The organism is Bradyrhizobium sp. WYCCWR 12699 (assembly GCF_032144035.1).
Classification (GTDB): Bacteria; Pseudomonadota; Alphaproteobacteria; order Rhizobiales; family Xanthobacteraceae; genus Bradyrhizobium.
On sequence record NZ_JAVTJN010000007.1, the window covers coordinates 71,051 to 90,481 of the forward strand.

The following is a 19,431-nucleotide window of genomic DNA, read 5'->3' on the forward strand; positions in this document are numbered from 1 at the left end:
GTTGAACGGGAGCCGCCATGGCCGATACATCCTTCGACATCATCATCATCGGCTCCGGTCCGGGCGGCTATGTCACCGCGATCCGCGCCGCTCAGCTTGGCTTCAAGGTCGCGATCGTCGAAAAATCCTATCTGGGCGGCATCTGCCTGAACTGGGGCTGCATCCCGACCAAGGCGCTGCTGCGTTCGGCCGAGATCTACCATTACATGCAGCACGCCAAGGATTACGGCCTGTCGGCGGAGAAGGTCTCGTTCGACCCGAAGGCCGTGGTGCAGCGCTCGCGCGGGGTCTCCAAGCGCCTGAACGACGGCGTCGGCTTCCTGATGAAGAAGAACAAGGTGAGCGTGATCTGGGGCGCGGCCTCGATCGACGCGCCCGGCAAGGTCACGGTGAAGAAGTCCGACGTCGAGGGCCCCAAGGGTTCGCTGGGCGAGGGGACCTATCAGGCCAAGCACATCATCGTCGCGACCGGTGCGCGACCGCGCGTGCTGCCGGGGCTCGAGCCCGACAAGAAGCTGATCTGGACCTATTTCGAGGCGATGGTGCCGGAGCGGATGCCGAAGTCGCTGCTGGTGGTCGGCTCGGGCGCGATCGGCATCGAGTTCGCCTCGTTCTTCCACACCATGGGCTCCGAAGTCACCGTGGTCGAGGTGCTGCCGCAGATTCTCCCCGTGGAGGATGCCGAGATCGCCGGCCTCGCGCGCAAGCGCCTGGAGAAGCAGGGCATCAAGATCATGTCCTCGACCAAGGTCACGAAGCTGGAGAAGAAGGCCGACAGCGTCGTCGCCACCATCGACGACGGCAAGGGCAAGCCTGTCACATCAGAGTTCGAGCGGGTGATCTCGGCCGTCGGTGTCGTCGGCAACATCGAGAATCTCGGCCTCGAAAAGCTCGGCGTCAAAACCGACCGCGGCTGCATCGTGATCGACGGCTACGGCAAGACCAATATCCCCGGCATCTACGCCATCGGCGACGTCGCGGGACCGCCGATGCTCGCGCACAAGGCCGAGCATGAGGGCGTGATCTGCGTCGAGGCGATCAAGGGCCTGCATCCGCATCCCATGGACAAGAATATGATCCCGGGCTGCACCTATTGCCATCCGCAGGTCGCCTCCGTCGGCCTGACGGAAGCCAAGGCGAAAGAGAGCGGCCGCGAGATCCGCGTCGGCCGCTTCCCCTTCGTCGGCAACGGCAAGGCGATCGCGCTCGGCGAGGACCAGGGCCTGGTCAAGGTGATCTTCGACAAGAAGACCGGCCAGCTGCTCGGCGCCCACATGGTCGGCGCCGAGGTCACCGAGCTCATCCAAGGCTACGTCGTCGCCATGAATTTGGAGACGACGGAAGAAGAGCTGATGCACACGGTATTCCCGCATCCGACGCTGTCGGAGATGATGAAGGAAGCCGTGCTGGATGCTTATGGACGGGTGCTGAATATCTGAGCGATCTCCGCTCGTCATGCGCGGGCTTGACCCGCGCATCCATCAAGCGAAGCGCTCTCAAGGATGGATTGCCGGGTCAAGCCCGGCAATGACGGACGCAGGAAACTGGCGAAACAAGGAAGAAGAAAGAAGCGAGCCATGCACGACAACGACAACCTCACCATCGAACGCCCGACCTTCGTCACCCATCTCGAATGCGCGATGGAGGGCGATCACTATGCGGCCGACCAGGTCCATAACCTCTCCAAGGCCGGCAAGCCGCTGCTGGTGCGCTACGACCTCGCCGGGGTGAAGAAGGCGCTGACCAAGGATGCGCTCGCCCAGCGGCCCGGCGACATGTGGCGCTACCGCGAGCTGCTGCCGGTGCGCAAATGCCAGGACATCGTCTCGCTCGGCGAAGTGACGACGCCGCTGATCCGGCTGCCCAAGCTCGGCAAGAAGCTCGGCGGCGGCGAGATCATCGTCAAGGACGAGGGACGGCTGCCGACCGGCTCGTTCAAGGCGCGCGGTCTCGTGATGGCGGTGTCGATGGGCAAGGCGCTCGGCATCAAGCACATGGCGATGCCGACCAACGGCAATGCCGGCGCGGCGCTGGCGGCCTATGCGACGTCCTGCGGCATCAAGACCACGATCTTCTGCCCGGCCGATACGCCGGAAGTGAACGTCAGCGAGATCGAGCTGCAGGGCGCAACCGTCTATCGCGTCAACGGCTATATCGACGATTGCGGCAAGATCGTCGGCGAGGGCAAGGCGAAAGTCGGCTGGTTCGACACCTCGACGCTGAAGGAGCCGTACCGCATCGAAGGCAAGAAGACGATGGGCCTCGAGCTCGCCGAGCAGCTCGGCTGGGACGTGCCCGACGTGATCTTCTATCCGACCGGCGGCGGCACCGGCCTGATCGGCATGTGGAAGGCGTTCGACGAGCTGGAGAAGATCGGCTTCATCGGCTCGAAGCGCCCGCGCATGGTCGCGGTGCAGGCCTCGGGCTGCGCGCCGATGGTGCGGGCTTACGAGGCCGGCACCGAGCATGCGACGCGCTGGGAGGATGCCCACACCATCGCCTCGGGCATTCGCGTGCCGCAGGCGATCGGCGATTTCCTCATCCTGCGTGCGGTGCGCGAGAGCAAGGGCTTTGCCATCGCGGTCGACGACGACAAGATCTCGGCGGCGCTGAACGAGGTCGCGCGCGAGGAGGGGCTCTTGCTGTGTCCGGAGGGCGCCGCCACCTACGCCGCCTACAAGGAGAGTCTTGCCGACGGCCGCGTCTCGAAGGGTGACCGCGTCATGCTGTTCAACTGCGCCACCGGCCTGAAATACCCGCTGCCGAAGGTCGACCGCACGCTCGACCGGCACAAGCCGATCGACTACACCCAATTCTAGCGCGGCAATACGCCACGAACGATCTCTCTTCCCGTCCGCGGGAAGAGCAAAAACAATAACGACATCGTTGGGGAGAAGACAATGACGAAGGCCGTCTGGGCTGCGCTGTTTGCTGTTCTCGCTGTTTCAGGCGCCGCGCGCGCCGATGACTATCCCACCCGTCCCATCACCATCATCGTGCCGTTCGCGGCGGGCGGCCCGTCGGATGCGATGGCGCGGGTGCTGGCCGAGCGGATGCGCACCTCGCTTGGCCAGGCCGTCGTGGTCGAGAACGTCACCGGCGCGGGCGGCTCGATCGGCGTCGGCCGCGCGGTGCAATCGCCGCCGGATGGCTACACGATCTCGTTCGGCCATCTCGGCACCCACGTCGCCAACGGCGCGGTCTACAAGCTCAAATACGATCTGGTCGCCGATCTCGAGCCGGTGGTGCTGCTGCCGAGCAATCCGATGATCGTCGTCAGCAAGAATGCGGTGCCCGCGACGTCTCTGAAAGAGCTTCTGGAGTGGCTGAAGTCGCGACCCTCGCCGCCGACGGCGGGCACCGCGGGTGCCGGCTCCGGCAGCCACATCGCCGGCGTCTATTTCGAGAGCGTCTCCGGCATCAAGCTGCAATACGTGCCGTATCGCGGCACGGCGCCCGCCCTGAACGATCTCATCGCCGGCCAGATCGACATCATCGTCGACCAGACCTCGAACTCCATCAATCAGGTTCGCGCCGGCACCATCCGCGCCTACGCCATCACCGACGACAAGCGCCTGTCCTCGGCACCGGAGATTCCGACCGCCGAGGAGGCGGGCCTGAAAGGCTTCAACATGACGCTATGGTCGGGTATGTGGGTGCCGAAGGGCACGCCGAAGGACATCGTGGCCAAGCTCAATGCCGCGGCCGTGGAGGCCCTGAACGATCCCGCCGTGAGGAAGCAGCTCGAAAGCCAGGGGCTGGAGATGACGCCGAAAGACCAGCTCACGCCCGAAGCGCTCGGCACCCGTCAGAAGGCCGAGATCGCAAAATGGTGGCCGATGATCAAGGCCGCGAACATCAAGGTCGATTGAGAGGTATGTTGGCCAGGCCAATATCGCTCAGCTGCCTCTCGAAGAGGACGTAAGATGAAGTTGAAGACCATGTTGGCGGCGTCACTGTGTTCGATCGCCGCAGCCGCCAACGCAGCGCCGCCCGGCACCAGCATTGCCGACGCTGCGCAGCTGCACCAGGAGTACACTGACGTCGTGATTGCGTCGGAGCAGTGTCCGGGTGTCATATTGGATATCAAGAAGTGGGATGGCGAAGTCCGCAAGCTGGGCGGACCCGGGGTGCTGAAGGCGTTCGACGTTTCGGAACAGGGCGGAGCGTGGCGCGACAAGCGATACGACGAGTTCAAGGCGAACCCTGCCAAGCAGTGCGCCGAAGCGTTGGAGACCTACGGCCCCAAGGGCATGGGTCTGCTCCAGAGGAAGTGACACCTGCACCCAAGCGTCGTGCCGGCGATCCCACCGACAAGGCGGATTGAGCGCTTCGCCGGCGCCGCATCACATCGTGGCGTCACCGGGGCCCGACAGGGCCGTCTCCAGGCATTGAAGCAGGGTTGGCGTTGAGAACGGCTTGGCGAGAAAGCAGGTCGCACCGGCCTTCTGCGCGCGGTCGCGCACGGCCTCGTCCGGAAAAGCCGTCATGAAGATGAAGGGCGTGATGCGCCCGTGCCTGCGCATATGCGTCAACAGCTCGACGCCGCTCATCACCGACATCTGCACGTCCGCGATCACGCAGGAGGTCGTCTCCAGTTCGGCGGATTGGAGAAATTCATGAGCGGAGCCAAAGGTGTAGACCGTGTATCCGCGCGACGTCAGGAGGTTGTTCGTCGCCAGGCGAACGGAGGCATCGTCGTCAATGACGGAAATGATCGAAGGCGCTGGCAATATGATCGCTCCTGAACGGCGAGCCGCCTGCCGCGGTTCAGCCGCCCGAGGGAAAGTGGGCCACCGGAGCGAGCTTGGAAAGCATACTTAGGTTTGCAAATGACCCCTGCCGCGCGGGATTCCGAGCGCGTCCGTCATTCTGACGAGATCGGCGAGCGACTTCGCCCCCATCTTCCGCATGATCTGCCCACGATAGATTTTCACGGTGATCTCGGCCAATCCAAGCTGGGCGGCGACCTGCTTGTTCATCAGCCCGGATGCAACCAGGGCCAGGACGTCGCGCTCGCGTGCCGTCAGCGCCTCGAAACGCGATCGCATGCCCGAGATCGACTTCTCCGCATCGCGGCGCTTGCGATCTCTCTCGATCGCCGCCTGCACCGCATCCAGCATGTCCTGGTCGCGCACCGGCTTGGTCAGAAAATCGACGGCGCCGCTTTTCATGGCTCTCACGGTCATAGGGATATCGCCATGACCGGTGATGAAGATGATGGGCGTGTGAATATTGGCCTTGGCGAGGTCGGCCTGGAGGTCGAGGCCGCTCGAGCCCGGCAGGCGGATGTCGAGCACGAGGCAACTGGGGACCGCGGGCGGTTTGGCTTCCATGATCTCCGCCGCCGAGCTGAAGGCTTCGACCTTGAGACCGACGGATTGAAAGAGATTGGTGAGCGCACGTCGCATCGACGGATCATCATCCACGATCAGTACGATCGGATCGCCGGCGCTCGGGCCGCCCTGCTTGGCATGGTCGGTCACGACGTGTCCTTGTGCGACAAGGGCAGGGCGATCTGGAATGTCGCACCGCGTCCCTCGTTTTGAAAGGCGGAAAGCCGGCCTGCGTGAGCCTCGATGATCGATCGGCAGATCGAGAGTCCCATGCCCAGACCGCCGGATTTCGTCGTGAAGAAGGGGCTGAAGATGCGCTCCTTGACGTCTTTGCCGAGACCGACACCGCGGTCCGTCACGGTGAGGAGCAGGCGGTCGTCGTCATCAGCACGACACGAGCGGATCGCCAGTTCCCGCGGACGATCGACATTGGCTTGCATGGCCTCGATGCCGTTCATCACGAGGTTGATCAGCACCTGCTGGAGCTGGATCCGGTCGCCGCAAACCTGAGGCAGGTCGGACGCCAACTCCATGCGCACCGACACCCCATGGGTCGCGAGCTCGCGCCGAACGAGCGCCACCGCCTCCCTGACGACCTGGTTGATGTCGAGTGCAACGACTTCGATTTCGGTCTTCTTCGCAAGCGCCCTGATCCGGCGGATCACCTCGCTCGCGCGATTGGCGTCCTCGACAATCCATTCGGCGGAACGGCGCGCGGCTTTCAGATCGGCCGGTTCGCGGTCGAGCCAGGCGATGCAGGCGTCCGCGTTGGAGATCACCGCAGCAAGCGGCTGGGTGATTTCGTGGGCAATCGAGGTGGTGAGTTCGCCGAGCGTCGTGACGCGCGTGACGTGGGCGAGCTCGCCTTGTGCCTTGCGCAGCGCCTCTTCCGCCTGCTCGACGCGGATCGCCGCCGTGATGTCGCTGCTGACGCCGCGATAGCCGAGAAAATTGCCATTCGCGTCGTGAAACGGCTTGCCGCTGGTGCGCGCGTAGATGGGAGATCCGTTGCGATCCTTGCTGCGGTAGATCAGATCGCGGAACGGAACGTGGGCATCGAGCGCCGCGCGATGCTGCTCCCATTTCTCCGGCTCGAGCTCGGCATCGGGTGGAATGTCCCAGCGGGGCAGGCCGATCACGCCCGTCGGCGGAGCGCTGGAGCTATCGGCATGTTCCGATATCCTGGTGATGCGGTGGTCCGGCCCGGTCTCCCAGAACCAGTCCGATGCGGTCTCGGCGTAGTCGCGGAATCGCTGCTCGGATGCCTTGAGCTCGTCGAATGCCTTGTGCAGCGCATCTTTCGCCGCGATTTGCTCGGTGACGTCCACGTGCGTACCGATGATTTCCATCACCTCGCCGTCGCTGCCCATCACGGGATGGCCCTCGCTGTGGATGCGCCTGATCGCACCGTCGGGGCGCGCGATCCGGAAGTCGACCTGGAAGGGCTGCTTCTGCCGAACCGCTTCACGCTCGACCTCGATAATCCGCCGAAAGTCCTCCGGCAGGATACGTTGCTGAAAAGCCTTGGCCGGGATATCGGTCTGGTCCGGCTCAAACCCGAACAGGCGGTAGAGCTCAGCCGATCGGTAGGCGAACTCCTGGCGATGAACGTCCCAGGCCCAGCTGCTGGTTTGGCTGAGGCGCTGGGCTTCGGTCAAATAGGCTTCGCTGCGCCGCAGCCTCTGTTCGGCTTCCTTGGCCATCGTGACGTCGGTCACCGCCCCGACGAACTCGATGCGCCCGGATGGATGTCGAACCGCGCGCGCCACGGAATGCAGATATTTGACCGACCCGTCGGGCATCAGCAGGCGATATTGGTGGTCGAAATCCTCCGCCAGGCGGTAGGCCCGTTCGAGGGTGCTGCGGACCGTATCGCGATCTTCCGGATGGATGCGCTGGAAGACGAAGCCCAGGCTCGGCTTGGTCGCCGGATCACACTGGAAGATGCGGAAGGTCTCCCTCGACCAGACGGCTTCGCCGGTCGCAAAGTTCAAGCCGAAGCTGCCGGTGTGACTCAGTTCCTGGGCCTGGGCGAGGTAGGCCTCGCTCTGCCGCAGCGCATCCTCCGCTTCCTTGCGCTGGGTGATGTTCTCGCAGGCGACCAGCAGGATCGGCGTGCCGTCGCCGCGCAGCATCACCTTGGCGTTTTCCCGGACCCAAAGCACCGACCCGTCCTTCCGGAACTTGCGAATCTCCCAAGTATGCGACTGGTCCACGGTCGTCAGGCACAAGGCGACGCATTGACGAACGAAGTCGCGGTCTTCCTCGAAGAAGACGTTCAGCACGGATTGGCCGATCAGTTCGTCCGTCGTGTAGCCCAGCTGGGCGGCGCCGAACGTATTGACGTTGAGCACCGTTCCGGCGGGATCGACCATGAAGTACATGACGGGATTGTGCTCGAACACCTCGCGCCATTGCTTCACGGCATCACGCAGGTCGGAATTCTGCCGCGAGGCGTCTACGACGGCGGGGCCGTCCTTCTCGCCGTTGCCGAATGATCGAAGCGCCGCAAGGCCGCCGAGCAGGAATTGTGCGGCCGAACTCCCGATTTTCGTGATCTGGCCAGGCATCATCGCAATTGCCCCGGCTCGCTGGCGTCCAAGGTGAGTAGAGCACTTTGCCATTACAGAGGCAATTGCCTCCGACCAAAGTCGGATTGTCGGCAAAACTCCCGATTGCCGTGCAGCCTGCGCGCATTGCGCCGTCACGTTGCGCAGGTGAGCGGAAGTCCGCAAAACCACGGCACAAACCTACGTATAGCTCGTACAACCCTAGTTCTAGCGTGAATTTACCTCCGTACAATTGAGCGGTGCGTTGCAAGGAGCCTAGTCTTGCGGCCAATCGAGAGAAGTCGATTGCGGAGCACAAATTGCCGAAAAGCTCGGCGTGTTGCACCCGAAGAACCAGGCTCTGCGTCCGTTGCCCCGACTTGCCGCATGATTTGGCGGTCGCGATTGAGAAGCCGCATTTTCCGTGACGACCGTGGCGCCTCCTGCCTTTTGCGCAGGAGGAGGCGAGGACCCCAGAGGTCAAGAGGAGAGGATCATGTGCGATAGCCCCGACGACTCCGAGCGCCGTCTCGAGTCCAAAAGCTGCGCCCTCTGTGCCGGGAAGTTTGGCTTGATCCGATACTACTCCTGGCGGACGCCGCTCTGCTCGCGGAAATGCCTCGACCGGTTCAGGGCACGTCGCGAACGCGACCGCCGCTGGCTGTTCCAATGTCAGGTGGCATGAGGATCGGCCGCCGCACCTAACCCGTCAGGTTCATTTTCTCGTCCGGAGGCTGTGAGTTGAACCGAGGCTGCAAGCTCCTGTTGGCGATCACGCTGCCGCTTCCGCTGGCAACGGGCTTGAAGGCCGAGGACGCTGGACGGGATGGATCGCATCGTCACCATCCGCCTCAGGATCAAGCGCTGCACGAGAAGTTCTATTCGAACTGGCGCATGCCGGACAATCCGGTTCTGAGCTGCTGCAACAATGCGGATTGCTACCCGACCGAGATACGCTACGTCGAAGGCAAGATCTACGCCCGGCGCCGGGAAGACGGGAAATACATCCTGATCCCGTCCCAGAAGGTCGAGCGCAACAGGGACAATCCCGACGGCCGCAACCATATCTGCGCGCCGCCGCCGGCCGCCTCTCTGGTCGATACGGTCTACTGCTTCGCGCTGGGAGGTGCCACGTGAGATTCATATTGGTGAACGGCAGAACCCCGTTCCGCAAGACGTCGTGTCTGTGGTGCTGCGAGGAGATCGACGGTGGCTATCTGCGCGATGCCAGGACGCTGCTGCGCTACTGCGGCTACGAGTGCTACGCAATTCACCAGGAAGCGGCGCCGTTGATCCAGGAGCGTACGCGCGCGGCGTCCTGAGCAGACAGGCAGGAAAGAGGCGAGGACACGGCATTGAGATTCATGCTCGTCAATCAGGAACATCCCCGCCACGGCGCGGCCTGCAGCGCATGCGCCCGGCCGCTGGGTTCGAGTTACGTCCGGCAGGTGTCCAGGCAAGAGCGGTATTGCGGCTACGATTGCTACCGCCAGCAGACGGCCATGGACGTGCTGTGGCCTTACCGCAGCGCGATCGAGACGGTCGCGGTGCTGACGGCCATCACGAGCTGGAGCTGGATGATGCAGATGGGCGCGCTCTCGCGCTCATTGGCTGAGGCATATCTGCGCGTGCACAACCTTCGAACCCTGGAAGGAGGTGACGGCTAGCCTCACGATGCCGGCCGCGCAGATCCGTCGGCCGCAGTTCCCGCGTCCAGCTTCGCGCCGCGTCCAGCCCCGGCGGTCGCGAGGCTAGCGCGATGGGGCTGCGGCCGATGCCGTTGGTTCCGCGCTCACTTCGTGCGTCGTGACGCGCTGCTCGGATTTCGCGGCAATCATGCCGCTGCCCTCGAACCTTGCGCGGTAGACCAGCACGTTCTCGATCACGCGCTGGACGTAGTTGCGCGTCTCCGACAGCGGGATGCGCTCGACCCAGTCGACCGGATCGACATTGGGATCCCTGGGGTCGCCGCGGGCCTGCACCCATTCGCGCACCCGGCCACGGCCGGCATTGTAGCCGGCGAAGGTCATGATCTGGTTGCCGCGATATTCCGACAACAGCGCGCTGAGCTCGGCCGCGCCCATCTGCGTGTTGTAGACGGGATCGGAGACCATCTTGTCCCAGTCATAGGTCAGGCCGAAACGCTTGGCGGTATCGCGTCCCGCTTCCGGCGTCACCTGCATCAGCCCGACCGCGTTGGCGGCCGACTTGTCGCGCTGGTCGAACGAGCTTTCGGTGCGCGCCACCGAATAGATCACGCTGGTCTCGATCGCAGGCGCGACCTGCCGGTGCTCGGGGATGCCGATGGTCGGAAACGCGTAATGGTCGAGCGCGAGCCCGCGCGCCAGCGCCGTCTTGCCGATCTCCAACATGACGCGCGCATCGCTGCGCCGTCCGGCGAGCTCGCCGAGCGCTTCCAGCGCGGTGACGTCGGTGCTCTCCTTGGCGAAATCCTCGGCGTAGTAGAACACCATGTCGCGCTCGCCGATGCCGTAGAGCATGTCGGCGGCACGCACGCGCTCGTCCGTGGGCGGCGTATCGGCGGCGGCCAGGACGGGCGAGGGCGGGCGCAGCTCGATGCGGTCGAGGCCGAGCTTTGCACGGGCGAGCTGGCCGTAATAGGCGGTCGGATAGCGCGATGCCGCCCGATAGCTCATGCGCGCATCGGCCACGGCACCCATCGCCTCGGCGGCGCGGCCACGCCAGTAATGGGCGCGCGACAGCGCGATCGGATTGGCCGAGCCTTCGTCGATGGCGGCGAAGTGCACCATCGCCGTCCTGGGATCGTCGAGGAAGCGCAGCGCGATCCAGCCGCACATGAAGTGGTAGTCGACGCGGTAGACTTCCTTCTCCGGCACAGCCGCGGTGCGCACCACGTCGTAGGCGGTCTTCGCCTTGCCCTGGTCGAGCAGCTTGCGCGCAAGCAGGCGGCGCTCGCGCCACCAGGCATCGGTATCCTGCGCCGCCATGGTCTCGGGCGCGGCCGCCAGGATCACCTCGGCGGCATCGTCGATGCGATCCTTCTGCAGGTGCCATTGCGCGCGGCACAGCACATAGCCGAGATCGCGGCGTGCATCGGTCGCCACGTCGTCGAGATGATCCTTGGCCTTGCTGGCCTTGCCGGTCACGGCGGCGCAGGCCTTGACGATCGCGAGCGCATCCTCGCCGAGCCGTTTTGCGGCGCGCCGGGCGCCGGCGTAGTCCTTGGCGCCGAGCCGCCTGTCCATGCGGGCGCGATGATCGTCCGCAGTCAGGAGATCGCGGAACGCCTCGTAGGAATCCTCCTCGCTGCGCTCGGACAATTCGTCCGTGCGCCAGGCCTCGCGCACCAGCCGCGTGGCCCGGTCGGTATCGCCTTCGGCGAGCAGCACGCGGGCGAGCGCGAACTTGCCCTTGGCGCTGATCGGACGGTCCATGGTGAATTTGTGCACGGTGGCCGCATCGCTCTTCTCCTGCCACAGCCGCGCCTCGGCGCGGCGGCGCAGCAGGGTGCGGCTCGGCCAGTCCGGATTGGCGGCGAGGAAGGCGGCGTAGCGCTTGAAATTCGCCGTGCTCTCGGAATGGCGCAGCATGAACCAGTCGGCGAGCTTCTGCCCCGCGGGATCGGCAAGGCGATCGCGCGCCGCGCTTGCGTCCTCGGTCTTGCCCTTGCGCGCGAGGTCGATTGCGTCCTTCAGCGCGGCGAGGTCGCCGGTCAGTGGCGGCAACGCCGGTTTGCTGGACGGCTCGTCGCTACTCTTCGACTTGCGCTTGGCCTCGGCAGGCTTGCCATTTGCTTGCTTGACATGCCGCGCCTTGCCGCTAGCTGCATGACGCGGCTTGCCGGCTTTGGCCTCATGCGACTTCTTCGGCGCGGACGATTTGTGACTGCTCTTCGCCGCGAGCTCGGTGGGAAGGAGGGCCAATGCGGCCACGGCAACGACACACGCGAGCGAGCGTAGGCACTGGTTCATTCCATGGTCCCCCTGCGAAACCATTACAAACCAAGGTCCGCGACGACATGCGGCTTGAGAATCAAAGACGACGGCAAACGATGCGACGGCATCGTTTCGCATCCTTCACGCTGTCGCAACAATGCGGCAAAATACGGATTGGAACCGGGGAACCTCGGAAAGGACAATCTCTTTAACCTTTGTTAACGCATTGGCTCGCGGGCCGCTTACCGACGGCTCACCGCGTCATGGATGCGCAGATGCGCGTGTTCCCTGGACCAAATCCGGTGTATTGAGTGCCCGGTTCCGTCCTTTCACCCTTTGCCCCCTGCACCTATGCCGATTTTCAACCAGTCGATCCGGCGCAAGATCGTCGGCATCGCCCTCGGATTGATCGTCCTGATGCTGGTCACCTCGATCCTGTCGATGGTGATGTCGAGCCAGGTCGGCGTCCTCCTCGACGAGCTGACCAACCGCTATATCCCCGCCTACAGCCATCTCGCCCGCGCCAACATCCGTTCTCTGGAGCGGGCGCTCGCGCTGCGGCAGATGGTGATGACCCGAATGGGATCCTCGTCGGACGAGGAGGCCTATGCGGCGCGGCTTCGCGACTTCCAGGCATTGGACCGCAAGTTCGAGGAGGAGGCCGAGACCGCGCGCAAGCTCATCAACGCGATCATCGACGATCCCAGAACCTATTCCGACAATGCCGCGCTGGCGCGGGTCGACGTCCGGATCGAGAGTGCCGTGGCCGAGCTGCGGCGCGATCTGGACGAGGGCAATGCCAGACTGGTCAAGCAGGTCGACGCCAAGGACATGCCCGCGGCCCGCGGCACGCTGGAGCATCTCGATATCTTGCGCGACGCGTTCAACCGCAAGATCGACGCGATCCGCGCCGACATGCTGGCGCAGGTGTTCTTCTCGACGTCGCAGGTGATCAGCCGCCAGCATCAGGCGATCGTCGTTTCGGGCGTCGTGACCTTGCTCGCCGCGATCGTCGGCTTGATCTTTGCGCTTCTGGTGTCCAGCGGCATCACGCGCCCGGTGCGGCTGCTGCTCGCCGGTGCCCGCGAGATCGAGGCCGGCCGCTTCGACAAGACCATCACCGTCTCCACCCAGGACGAGATCGGCGAGCTCGCCGCGGCCTTCAACCGCATGACCGAGCAGCTCCGCCACAACGAGCGGATCCGCGAGACCTTTGGCCGCTACATCGATCCCAAGGTGGTGCAGGGGCTGATCGACCGGCCGGAGGTCGCGATCGACGGCGAGCGCCGGGTCATGACCATCATGTTCTGCGACATGAGCGGCTTCACCTCGATGAGCGAAGGCATGACGCCGCGCGGCCTCGTCAGGGTGATGAACCACTATTTCACGGTGATGTCCGCTCCCATCCGAAGCAATCGCGGCGTCATCGACAAATATATCGGCGACGCCATCATGTCCTATTGGGGCCCGCCCTTCATCGAGGAGGGCGAGCAGGCGCTGCTTGCCGGCACCGCGGCCATCGAGATGGCCGACCAGGTGCCCGCGCTGCAGCGCCAGCTGCCGGACCTGCTCGGCATTCGCGCCATGCCCGCGCCGTGCGATTTGCGGATCGGCATCGCAACCGGCGAGGTGCTGACCGGCAGCATCGGCTCGGAGCTGATGATGAGCTTCACGGTGATGGGCGATGCCGTGAACCTGGCCTCGCGGCTGGAAGCCGTCAACAAGGTCTACGGCACCCGCATCCTGATCTCGCAGGCCACCGCCGAGGCGATCGGATCGCAGCTCGAGCTGCGCGAAATCGATCGCCTGGCAGTCGCCGGCCAGACCGCGCCGCAGACGATCTTCGAGGTGATGGCGAGGGCTGGCGCGCTCACGGATGCGCAATTTGGCTTGCGCACGCACTATGCCGAGGCGCTCGCCGCCTATCGCGCCCGGCGCTTCGATGCGGCGCGCGCGGCCTTTGGCGCGGCGCTCGAAGCCGTCCCCGGCGACGGCCCCTCGCGCACGATGCTCGGCCGCATCGCGCAGTTCGAGGCGAGCCCGCCGGACCAGGGATGGGACGGCGCCTGGCGCCTCGACAGCAAATAGCCTGCCGCACCGGAAAAATTATTTCTACGGGATAACGATGTTCGCCGTGACCTATTTCCCGGGCTTAGGTTGGATGTCCTTGTGGCGTTTGATGGGGACACGCCGATGCCAGAACTTCAGGACAGGCTGGAACGGTTCGAGACGCTCACCGCCGAATGCGAGCTGATCGCCAAGCTCGCCACCGACAGCACCAAGCGCGAGTTCTATCTGAAGCTTTCGGAGCAGTACCGTCAGCTGGCGCTGGACATGCGGCAGGCGATCGCGACCAAGGCGGCGGAAACTCAGGCGGCGGCCTGAGGCCAGCTGCAATCCGTTCTTAACGTTTGGCGCGCATCCTAATGGCATGCGGGCGTCGCTGATCGGCGGTGCCCGTGTTGGGAAGGCCGGGGTTCGCTGCAATGCAGCGTGCGCCGTGAACGTCGTTTTGCCATGCCTCACAGGGCAATCCCATGCGCCTCGTTGCCGTGATCATCATCGCGCTCATGACGGCGGCCTGCGACCAGGAGCAGGACATCACCGGCTCGACGCCGGTCTGTCCCTTGCGGAACTACAGCTACAACCCCCGCGACATGAACCAGTGCGTCAATGCCTGCAAATCATGCGATCGCGGCACAACCGTCACCTGCACGACCTCCTGCAGCCTCAAGGGCGCGCGCTGAGCGCATCGCCTGCTGCCTTGCAGGGATCGCAACCGCGCCATCCCCGGCCGCCATCGTCCCCGCCATCTCGACCTGATAGGGTCGGTTGGAGCAGGGGGACATCGGATGAAATTCGCAAGCTTTGAAATCAACAACGTGGCGTCATGGGGTCTGGTGGACGGCGACGCCGTGGCCGATCTCGGCGCGGTGCTGGGCGATCGCTATCCCGATCTCAAATCGGCGATCGCCGCGGGCGTTCTGTCCGAGGTCGCCGCCGCGGCAGCCCGGGCGAAGCGCCATCCGCTGGCCAGCATCGCCTTTCTGCCTGTGATCCCGAACCCCGACAAGATCCTCTGCATCGGGCTCAACTATGAGAACCACCGCAAGGAGACCGGGCGTACCGAGGTCGACAATCCCACCGTGTTCGGCCGCTTCGCCAACAGCCAGACCGGGCATCTCACCGACATCATCCGCCCGAAGGTCTCGACCCAGCTCGACTTCGAGGGCGAGCTCGCCGTCGTGATCGGCAAGGCCGGCCGCTACATCCCCCGCGCCGAGGCGTTCGGCCATGTGGCCGGCTATGCCTGCTACAACGAGGGCAGCGTCCGCGACTACCAGCGCCATACCCATCAGTTCACGCCGGGCAAGAACTTTCCCGCCACCGGCGCCTTCGGCCCGTTCCTGGTGACGCCCGACGAGGTCGGAGAGGTCGGGCCGCTGCGGCTGCAGACCCGGCTCAACGGCGAGGTGGTGCAGGACACCACCATCGATCAGATGATCTTCGATATCCCGCGCCAGATCGAATATTGCTCGCAGTTTACCCGGCTCGAGCCCGGCGACGTCATCGCCACCGGCACGCCGGGCGGCGTCGGCTCGCGGCGCACCCCGCCGCTCTGGATGAAGGCGGGCGATGTCGTCGAGGTCGAGATCGACAAGGTCGGCCTGCTGCGCAATGCCGTCGCCGACGAGGCCTGACGGAACCGACGGTGCTGGGGCACCGGAACGATTCACATGGGTTAGCCATTGAAGACGAGGGCAGGACGCGGAGTCCGATGGAATGGGTATGCTCGATCCCGGCCGATTTCTGGTGTCGTGCTCGCATTGCGACGCCTGGCCGATGGCGGCCAATGTGAAGCGGTCGAGCTGGTCGGCGTCGCCGCATGAGGTTCGCTTTGTCTGCACGCGCTGCCGCCGCGAGGAGACTGCGATCGTCTCGGCCTCCGGCGAATTGACCCCGATCAAGCGCGTCGATGTTCCGCCTCGCGATGTCGCTGCCGCCTGGGCCCAGGCCCAGCGTTTGCGAGGGCGGACTTGAGCCGCAGTTGCTACACCGACTGGCCGATTGACTCTCCGGCGGAACGGCACGTAGATGATCGTGACGGTTCTCCTCATGGAGATCAAAAGGGAATGTGGTGCGGGACGTCCCAACGCCGGGATTTGTCTCAACGCCACGGCTGCCCCCGCAACTGTAAGCGGTGAATCTTTCGTCCTGTGCCACTGGGAATCTCGGTCCTGGGAAGGCGACGCAAGGTAACGACCCGCGAGCCAGGAGACCTGCCGTCAGCCGTGGTCACACGCGAGGATGTCGGTCGGGGAGTACAGACATTGGCTTCACCGGAGCAGCCCATCGCTCTGCCGTGAAACCTCGTTCGCTGTGACGTGCCACCGACGTCATACCGAGGTTACAACATTGTCCCGTCTCGCTTCTGCTGCCCGGCGCCTCAGCGTAGGCCTGTTCGCATCCGTCTCGCTCCATTCGCTCGGTCTCTCCGCCGCCTTCGCCCAGCATGCTGTCGCCGAGCAGTTGCCGCCGGTCGAGGTGAGCAAGCCCGACGATCAGAACCGCACGCGGGCCAGGGCGATCGGTGAGGGCGAGACGACGAGGCCGCGGCGAGCCGCGAATGTCGCGCCGGCAGGCAATGGCACCGGCTCATCCGGCCCGGGCTCCGAGGCTGTCGCGGGTGACGGCGGCATCGTCGGAGCCGCCACGACCGTCATCACGGCCGCGGATATCGCGCATGCGCCGTCGCAGACGCTTGCCGAGATCATCGCCACGCAGACTCCGGGAGCCCAGATCACGACGTTCTATGGCGGCCAGATCGGCGCCAAGACCAGCGTGGACCTGCGTGGCTTCGGCGCCTTTGCCACCGCCAACACGCTGGTGCTGGTCAACGGCCGGCGGCTCAATGATGTCGACATGGCGCAGGTGGACCTCTCCACCATCCCGCTCAATTCCATCGAGCGTATCGAGATCACGCGCGGCAACTCCGGCGCGGTGCTCTACGGCGACAACGCGGTCGGCGGCGTGATCAACATCGTCACCAAGACCGGAAGCGGCGGACCGCCCGTGACCGCGCGCATCGAGGCCGGCTTCGGCTCGTTCAACACCAGGCTCGGCAATGTCTCGACCTCGCTCAATTCCGGGCCGTGGTCGACCTCGTTCTACGGCAATGCCGTCAGCACCGACGGCTATCGCGACAACAATCGCTATTCCCAGCAGAATGGCGTCGGCAATCTCAATTACACGACGCCGGGCCTGACGGCATTTCTCACGGTCACCGGCGACAATCAGGAGCTGCGCCTGCCGGGCGGCCGCACCGTCGATCCCTCCATCGGCCTCGACGAGCTCAAGACCAGCCGCCGAGGCACCAGCACGCCGTTCAACTACGCCAACCAGCAGGGCATTAGCGCGACAGCCGGCTTCACCAAGACCCTGGTCAACGGCGTCGATCTCATCGTCGACGGCGGTGTGCGCGACAAGAAGCAGCAGAGCGCGTTCTTCTCCAGCCCGGCGCCGGTTCCTGCCTTCTTCACCTCGACTTATGTCGATTCCAACCTGACGACGTGGTCGATCACGCCGCGGCTCAGCGTGAAGAGCCTGCTGCTCGGCATGCCGTCGCAGCTCCTGACTGGCATCGACTACTACGATGCGAGCTTCCGGCAGGACCGCGGCGCCGGGCAGGGGCTCGCCGCCTGGCACAATTACGACCTCAGGCAGCAGACGGTCGCCGGTTATTTCCAGCACACATTGGGAGTCGCGCCCACGACCGACATCTCCTACGGGGCGCGGGTGCAGAACGTCAGGCTTGCGGCACGCGACAATTTCGACGCGGCGGCGCCGTTCAACGCCGACATCGGCGCGTCGCCGCTGACCAGCGAGGAGACCCAATATGCGCTGCATCTGGGAGCCGAGCATCGCCTCAATGACGTGGTCTCGCTGTTCGGCCGCGCCGCGCGCGCCTTCCGCACGCCTGACGTCGACGAGCGGCTGTCCTCGGGGCCGTCCTTCGATCCCCTGACCTTCGTGGCCATCCCGCAAACGTTCCAGCTCAAGACCCAGACCTCGCAGGACATCGAGGGCGGCCTGCGCATCAAGGGCGGCGGACTTCAGCTGCAGAGCAGCCTCTATCTGATGGACCTCACCAACGAGGTCCATTTCAACCCGGTCCTGTTCTACAACACCAATCTCGATCCGACCCGCCGCTACGGCTCGGAGACCAGCCTGTCCTATCGCGTCAACGACGCCCTGCTGCTGCGCTCCGGCATGGCCTATACCCGCGCGGTCTTCCGCGAAGGCGTCTGGGCCGGCAACGACGTGCCGCTGGTGTCGCGCTATACGGCAAGCGCCGGCGTCACCTGGAACATCTGGCAGAACTATCTGGTGCTCGATGCCACCGCGCGGTTCTGGAGCGAGCGGCGCATGGACAACGACCAGGCGGGCACGCAGAAGCCGATTCCGGCCAACGGCACGATCGATCTCAAGCTCAGCGGCCAGGTTGAGCGCTACTTTTGGTCGCTCAGCGTCAACAACGTGCTGAACGCGCTCTACTACGACTACGCCATCGCCAGCACTTTCACCGACGGCCGCTTCAGCGCCTATCCGCTGCCCGGCCGCTCCTATCTGCTCAAGGCCGGCGCGACGTTCTGATCAAGGCTTACACCTCGCTACGGCTGTCGCTCACCCTCAGATGAACTGGTATTCCTCAACAAGGAGATCATCCATGGCCTTCAGCATCCTGCCGTCTCACGGCGACGGCTTCCGCCTTCACCCGGTCGCGCCGCGCCTTGCGCCGATGTTCTGCTTTGCGCTGCTGACGGCATCATGCGCGCTCGCAAGCTTCGCTTTCGCCTGCGTCACGCCGTTTGCGGCCTTCGCCGTCGTTGCGGCGGCGATGCTGCCGCTGCGCCAGGCGCTGCTCGTCGTCACCGGCGCCTGGCTGGTGAACCAGACCATCGGCTTCGGCGCGCTGCACTATCCCGTTGACGCCGGCACCATCGTATGGGGCTTTGTCATCGGCGCGGCTGCGCTGCTGGCGACGGCGGCCTCGTCGATGGTGCTCGGCCTGCTACCCCGGGGGCGCACGCCGCTGGTGCTCGCGATCATGCTCGTTACGGCCTATGCAGTTTACGAGCTCGCGCTGCTCGCCGCGACGCCGTTCCTGGGCGGCGAGGGCGCCTTCACCGTCGCCATCGTGACGCGCATCGCCCTGACCTGCGCCGTCTGGCTCGCAGGCCTCGTTGCGATCTGCGAGATCGTCCGCCTGGTCGATCCGTTCGGACACAAGGGCGCAATGTCGGCCTGAGCGACGCCATCGTAGATCGTAGCCCGGGGAGGTAGCGACAACCGGGACAGTGCTGGTGGAATCCCGGGTGTCGCTCCGCTCATCCGGGCTACGCGGCCGTGCCCTGTGTCGGCCTCTGTCAATCCGTCTCGCTAAAAATATTCCACTTTACCGAAATTCGGATTTGTCGTATGTGTCGGCTCATCCCGGCTCATCCAGGAGGGGCGATCTCGAGGTCGTCTTGATCGCGAGCCGGGCTTGCGGTGGACGCGGCAGCGTCGGCATGAGAGGTGCGGGCAGGGCGGGTAGTCCCTGTGAGCCCGAAACCGCGTGTGGACGAG

At 64.8% G+C, this 19,431-nt stretch carries 18 protein-coding genes and 1 riboswitch; of the genes, 14 read left to right on the top strand and 4 right to left on the bottom strand.

The window, feature by feature from the left end:
- Nucleotides 1-17 precede the first annotated feature (17 nt).
- The 4 genes from lpdA to RPS27_RS07890 all read left to right on the top strand — a co-directional run bounded on the left by lpdA (nt 18) and on the right by RPS27_RS07890 (nt 4,277).
- Nucleotides 18-1,439: a dihydrolipoyl dehydrogenase gene (gene lpdA / locus RPS27_RS07875; RefSeq protein ID WP_212069108.1), complete on the top strand. Its 1,422-nt coding sequence runs from the start codon at nt 18-20 to the stop codon at nt 1,437-1,439.
- Nucleotides 1,440-1,577: 138 nt separating this feature from the next.
- The gene (locus tag RPS27_RS07880; RefSeq protein ID WP_212069107.1) at nt 1,578-2,819 is read left to right on the top strand and encodes a threonine synthase; all 1,242 of its coding nucleotides are present in this window, start codon (nt 1,578-1,580) and stop codon (nt 2,817-2,819) included.
- Nucleotides 2,820-2,900: 81 nt separating this feature from the next.
- Nucleotides 2,901-3,872, top strand: a complete 972-nt coding sequence (locus RPS27_RS07885) for a tripartite tricarboxylate transporter substrate binding protein BugD (protein WP_212069106.1) — start codon at nt 2,901-2,903, stop codon at nt 3,870-3,872.
- Nucleotides 3,873-3,926: 54 nt separating this feature from the next.
- Nucleotides 3,927-4,277 carry a hypothetical protein gene (locus tag RPS27_RS07890; protein WP_212069105.1) on the top strand — a complete coding sequence of 117 codons (351 nt, stop codon included), beginning with the start codon at nt 3,927-3,929 and terminating at the stop codon, nt 4,275-4,277.
- 69 nt (nt 4,278-4,346) lie between these two features.
- On the opposite strand, the gene RPS27_RS07895 is transcribed toward RPS27_RS07890, so the two are convergent.
- The 3 genes from RPS27_RS07895 to RPS27_RS07905 form a co-directional block, all read right to left on the bottom strand.
- Nucleotides 4,347-4,733: a response regulator transcription factor gene (locus RPS27_RS07895; RefSeq protein WP_211416886.1), complete on the bottom strand. Its 387-nt coding sequence runs from the start codon at nt 4,731-4,733 to the stop codon at nt 4,347-4,349.
- 87 nt (nt 4,734-4,820) lie between these two features.
- A complete protein-coding gene (locus tag RPS27_RS07900; RefSeq protein ID WP_212069104.1) occupies nt 4,821-5,486 on the bottom strand; it encodes a response regulator transcription factor in 666 nt (221 codons plus the stop codon).
- Nucleotides 5,483-7,909 carry a PAS domain-containing sensor histidine kinase gene (locus tag RPS27_RS07905; protein WP_212069103.1) on the bottom strand — a complete coding sequence of 809 codons (2,427 nt, stop codon included), beginning with the start codon at nt 7,907-7,909 and terminating at the stop codon, nt 5,483-5,485. The genes RPS27_RS07900 and RPS27_RS07905 overlap by 4 nt, the downstream gene beginning before the upstream one ends.
- A 717-nt stretch (nt 7,910-8,626) precedes the next feature.
- On the opposite strand from RPS27_RS07905, the gene RPS27_RS07910 reads away from it, so the two are divergent.
- Genes RPS27_RS07910 through RPS27_RS07920 form a run of 3 tightly spaced genes read left to right on the top strand, consistent with a single transcriptional unit; the run spans nt 8,627 to nt 9,552 of the window.
- Nucleotides 8,627-9,022 carry a hypothetical protein gene (locus RPS27_RS07910; protein WP_194407960.1) on the top strand — a complete coding sequence of 132 codons (396 nt, stop codon included), beginning with the start codon at nt 8,627-8,629 and terminating at the stop codon, nt 9,020-9,022.
- Nucleotides 9,019-9,207 (top strand): hypothetical protein, encoded by a 189-nt coding sequence (locus RPS27_RS07915; RefSeq protein ID WP_145665742.1) that lies wholly within the window; start codon nt 9,019-9,021, stop codon nt 9,205-9,207. Before RPS27_RS07910 ends, RPS27_RS07915 begins: the two co-directional genes overlap by 4 nt.
- Before the next feature lie 42 nt (nt 9,208-9,249).
- Nucleotides 9,250-9,552, top strand: coding sequence for a hypothetical protein (locus tag RPS27_RS07920; RefSeq protein WP_246776480.1), 303 nt, complete (start codon nt 9,250-9,252; stop codon nt 9,550-9,552).
- An 84-nt stretch (nt 9,553-9,636) separates the two neighbouring features.
- Here the strand turns inward: RPS27_RS07920 and RPS27_RS07925 are convergent, their stop codons facing one another.
- Entirely contained in the window at nt 9,637-11,838 is a 2,202-nt protein-coding gene (locus RPS27_RS07925; protein WP_212069101.1) for a lytic transglycosylase domain-containing protein, read from the bottom strand.
- 315 nt (nt 11,839-12,153) lie between these two features.
- On the opposite strand from RPS27_RS07925, the gene RPS27_RS07930 reads away from it, so the two are divergent.
- The 7 genes from RPS27_RS07930 (at nt 12,154) to RPS27_RS07960 (ending at nt 19,111) form a co-directional block, all read left to right on the top strand.
- A complete protein-coding gene (locus RPS27_RS07930) occupies nt 12,154-13,890 on the top strand; it encodes an adenylate/guanylate cyclase domain-containing protein (protein ID WP_313753955.1) in 1,737 nt (578 codons plus the stop codon).
- Nucleotides 13,891-13,995: 105 nt separating this feature from the next.
- Nucleotides 13,996-14,187 carry a hypothetical protein gene (locus RPS27_RS07935; RefSeq protein ID WP_211416891.1) on the top strand — a complete coding sequence of 64 codons (192 nt, stop codon included), beginning with the start codon at nt 13,996-13,998 and terminating at the stop codon, nt 14,185-14,187.
- A gap of 152 nt (nt 14,188-14,339) precedes the next feature.
- Nucleotides 14,340-14,549 (top strand): hypothetical protein, encoded by a 210-nt coding sequence (locus tag RPS27_RS07940; RefSeq protein WP_194407965.1) that lies wholly within the window; start codon nt 14,340-14,342, stop codon nt 14,547-14,549.
- A gap of 105 nt (nt 14,550-14,654) precedes the next feature.
- Nucleotides 14,655-15,503: a fumarylacetoacetate hydrolase family protein gene (locus RPS27_RS07945; protein ID WP_212069100.1), complete on the top strand. Its 849-nt coding sequence runs from the start codon at nt 14,655-14,657 to the stop codon at nt 15,501-15,503.
- 82 nt (nt 15,504-15,585) lie between these two features.
- Nucleotides 15,586-15,843: a hypothetical protein gene (locus tag RPS27_RS07950; RefSeq protein WP_194407967.1), complete on the top strand. Its 258-nt coding sequence runs from the start codon at nt 15,586-15,588 to the stop codon at nt 15,841-15,843.
- Between the two features lie 47 nt (nt 15,844-15,890).
- A riboswitch (cobalamin riboswitch) is annotated at nt 15,891-16,105 on the top strand.
- Between the two features lie 113 nt (nt 16,106-16,218).
- Complete coding sequence (locus RPS27_RS07955; RefSeq protein ID WP_212069099.1) at nt 16,219-18,456, top strand: TonB-dependent receptor; 2,238 nt, start codon at nt 16,219-16,221, stop codon at nt 18,454-18,456.
- A gap of 73 nt (nt 18,457-18,529) precedes the next feature.
- Nucleotides 18,530-19,111, top strand: coding sequence for a hypothetical protein (locus RPS27_RS07960; protein WP_212069098.1), 582 nt, complete (start codon nt 18,530-18,532; stop codon nt 19,109-19,111).
- Nucleotides 19,112-19,431: the final 320 nt, after the last annotated feature.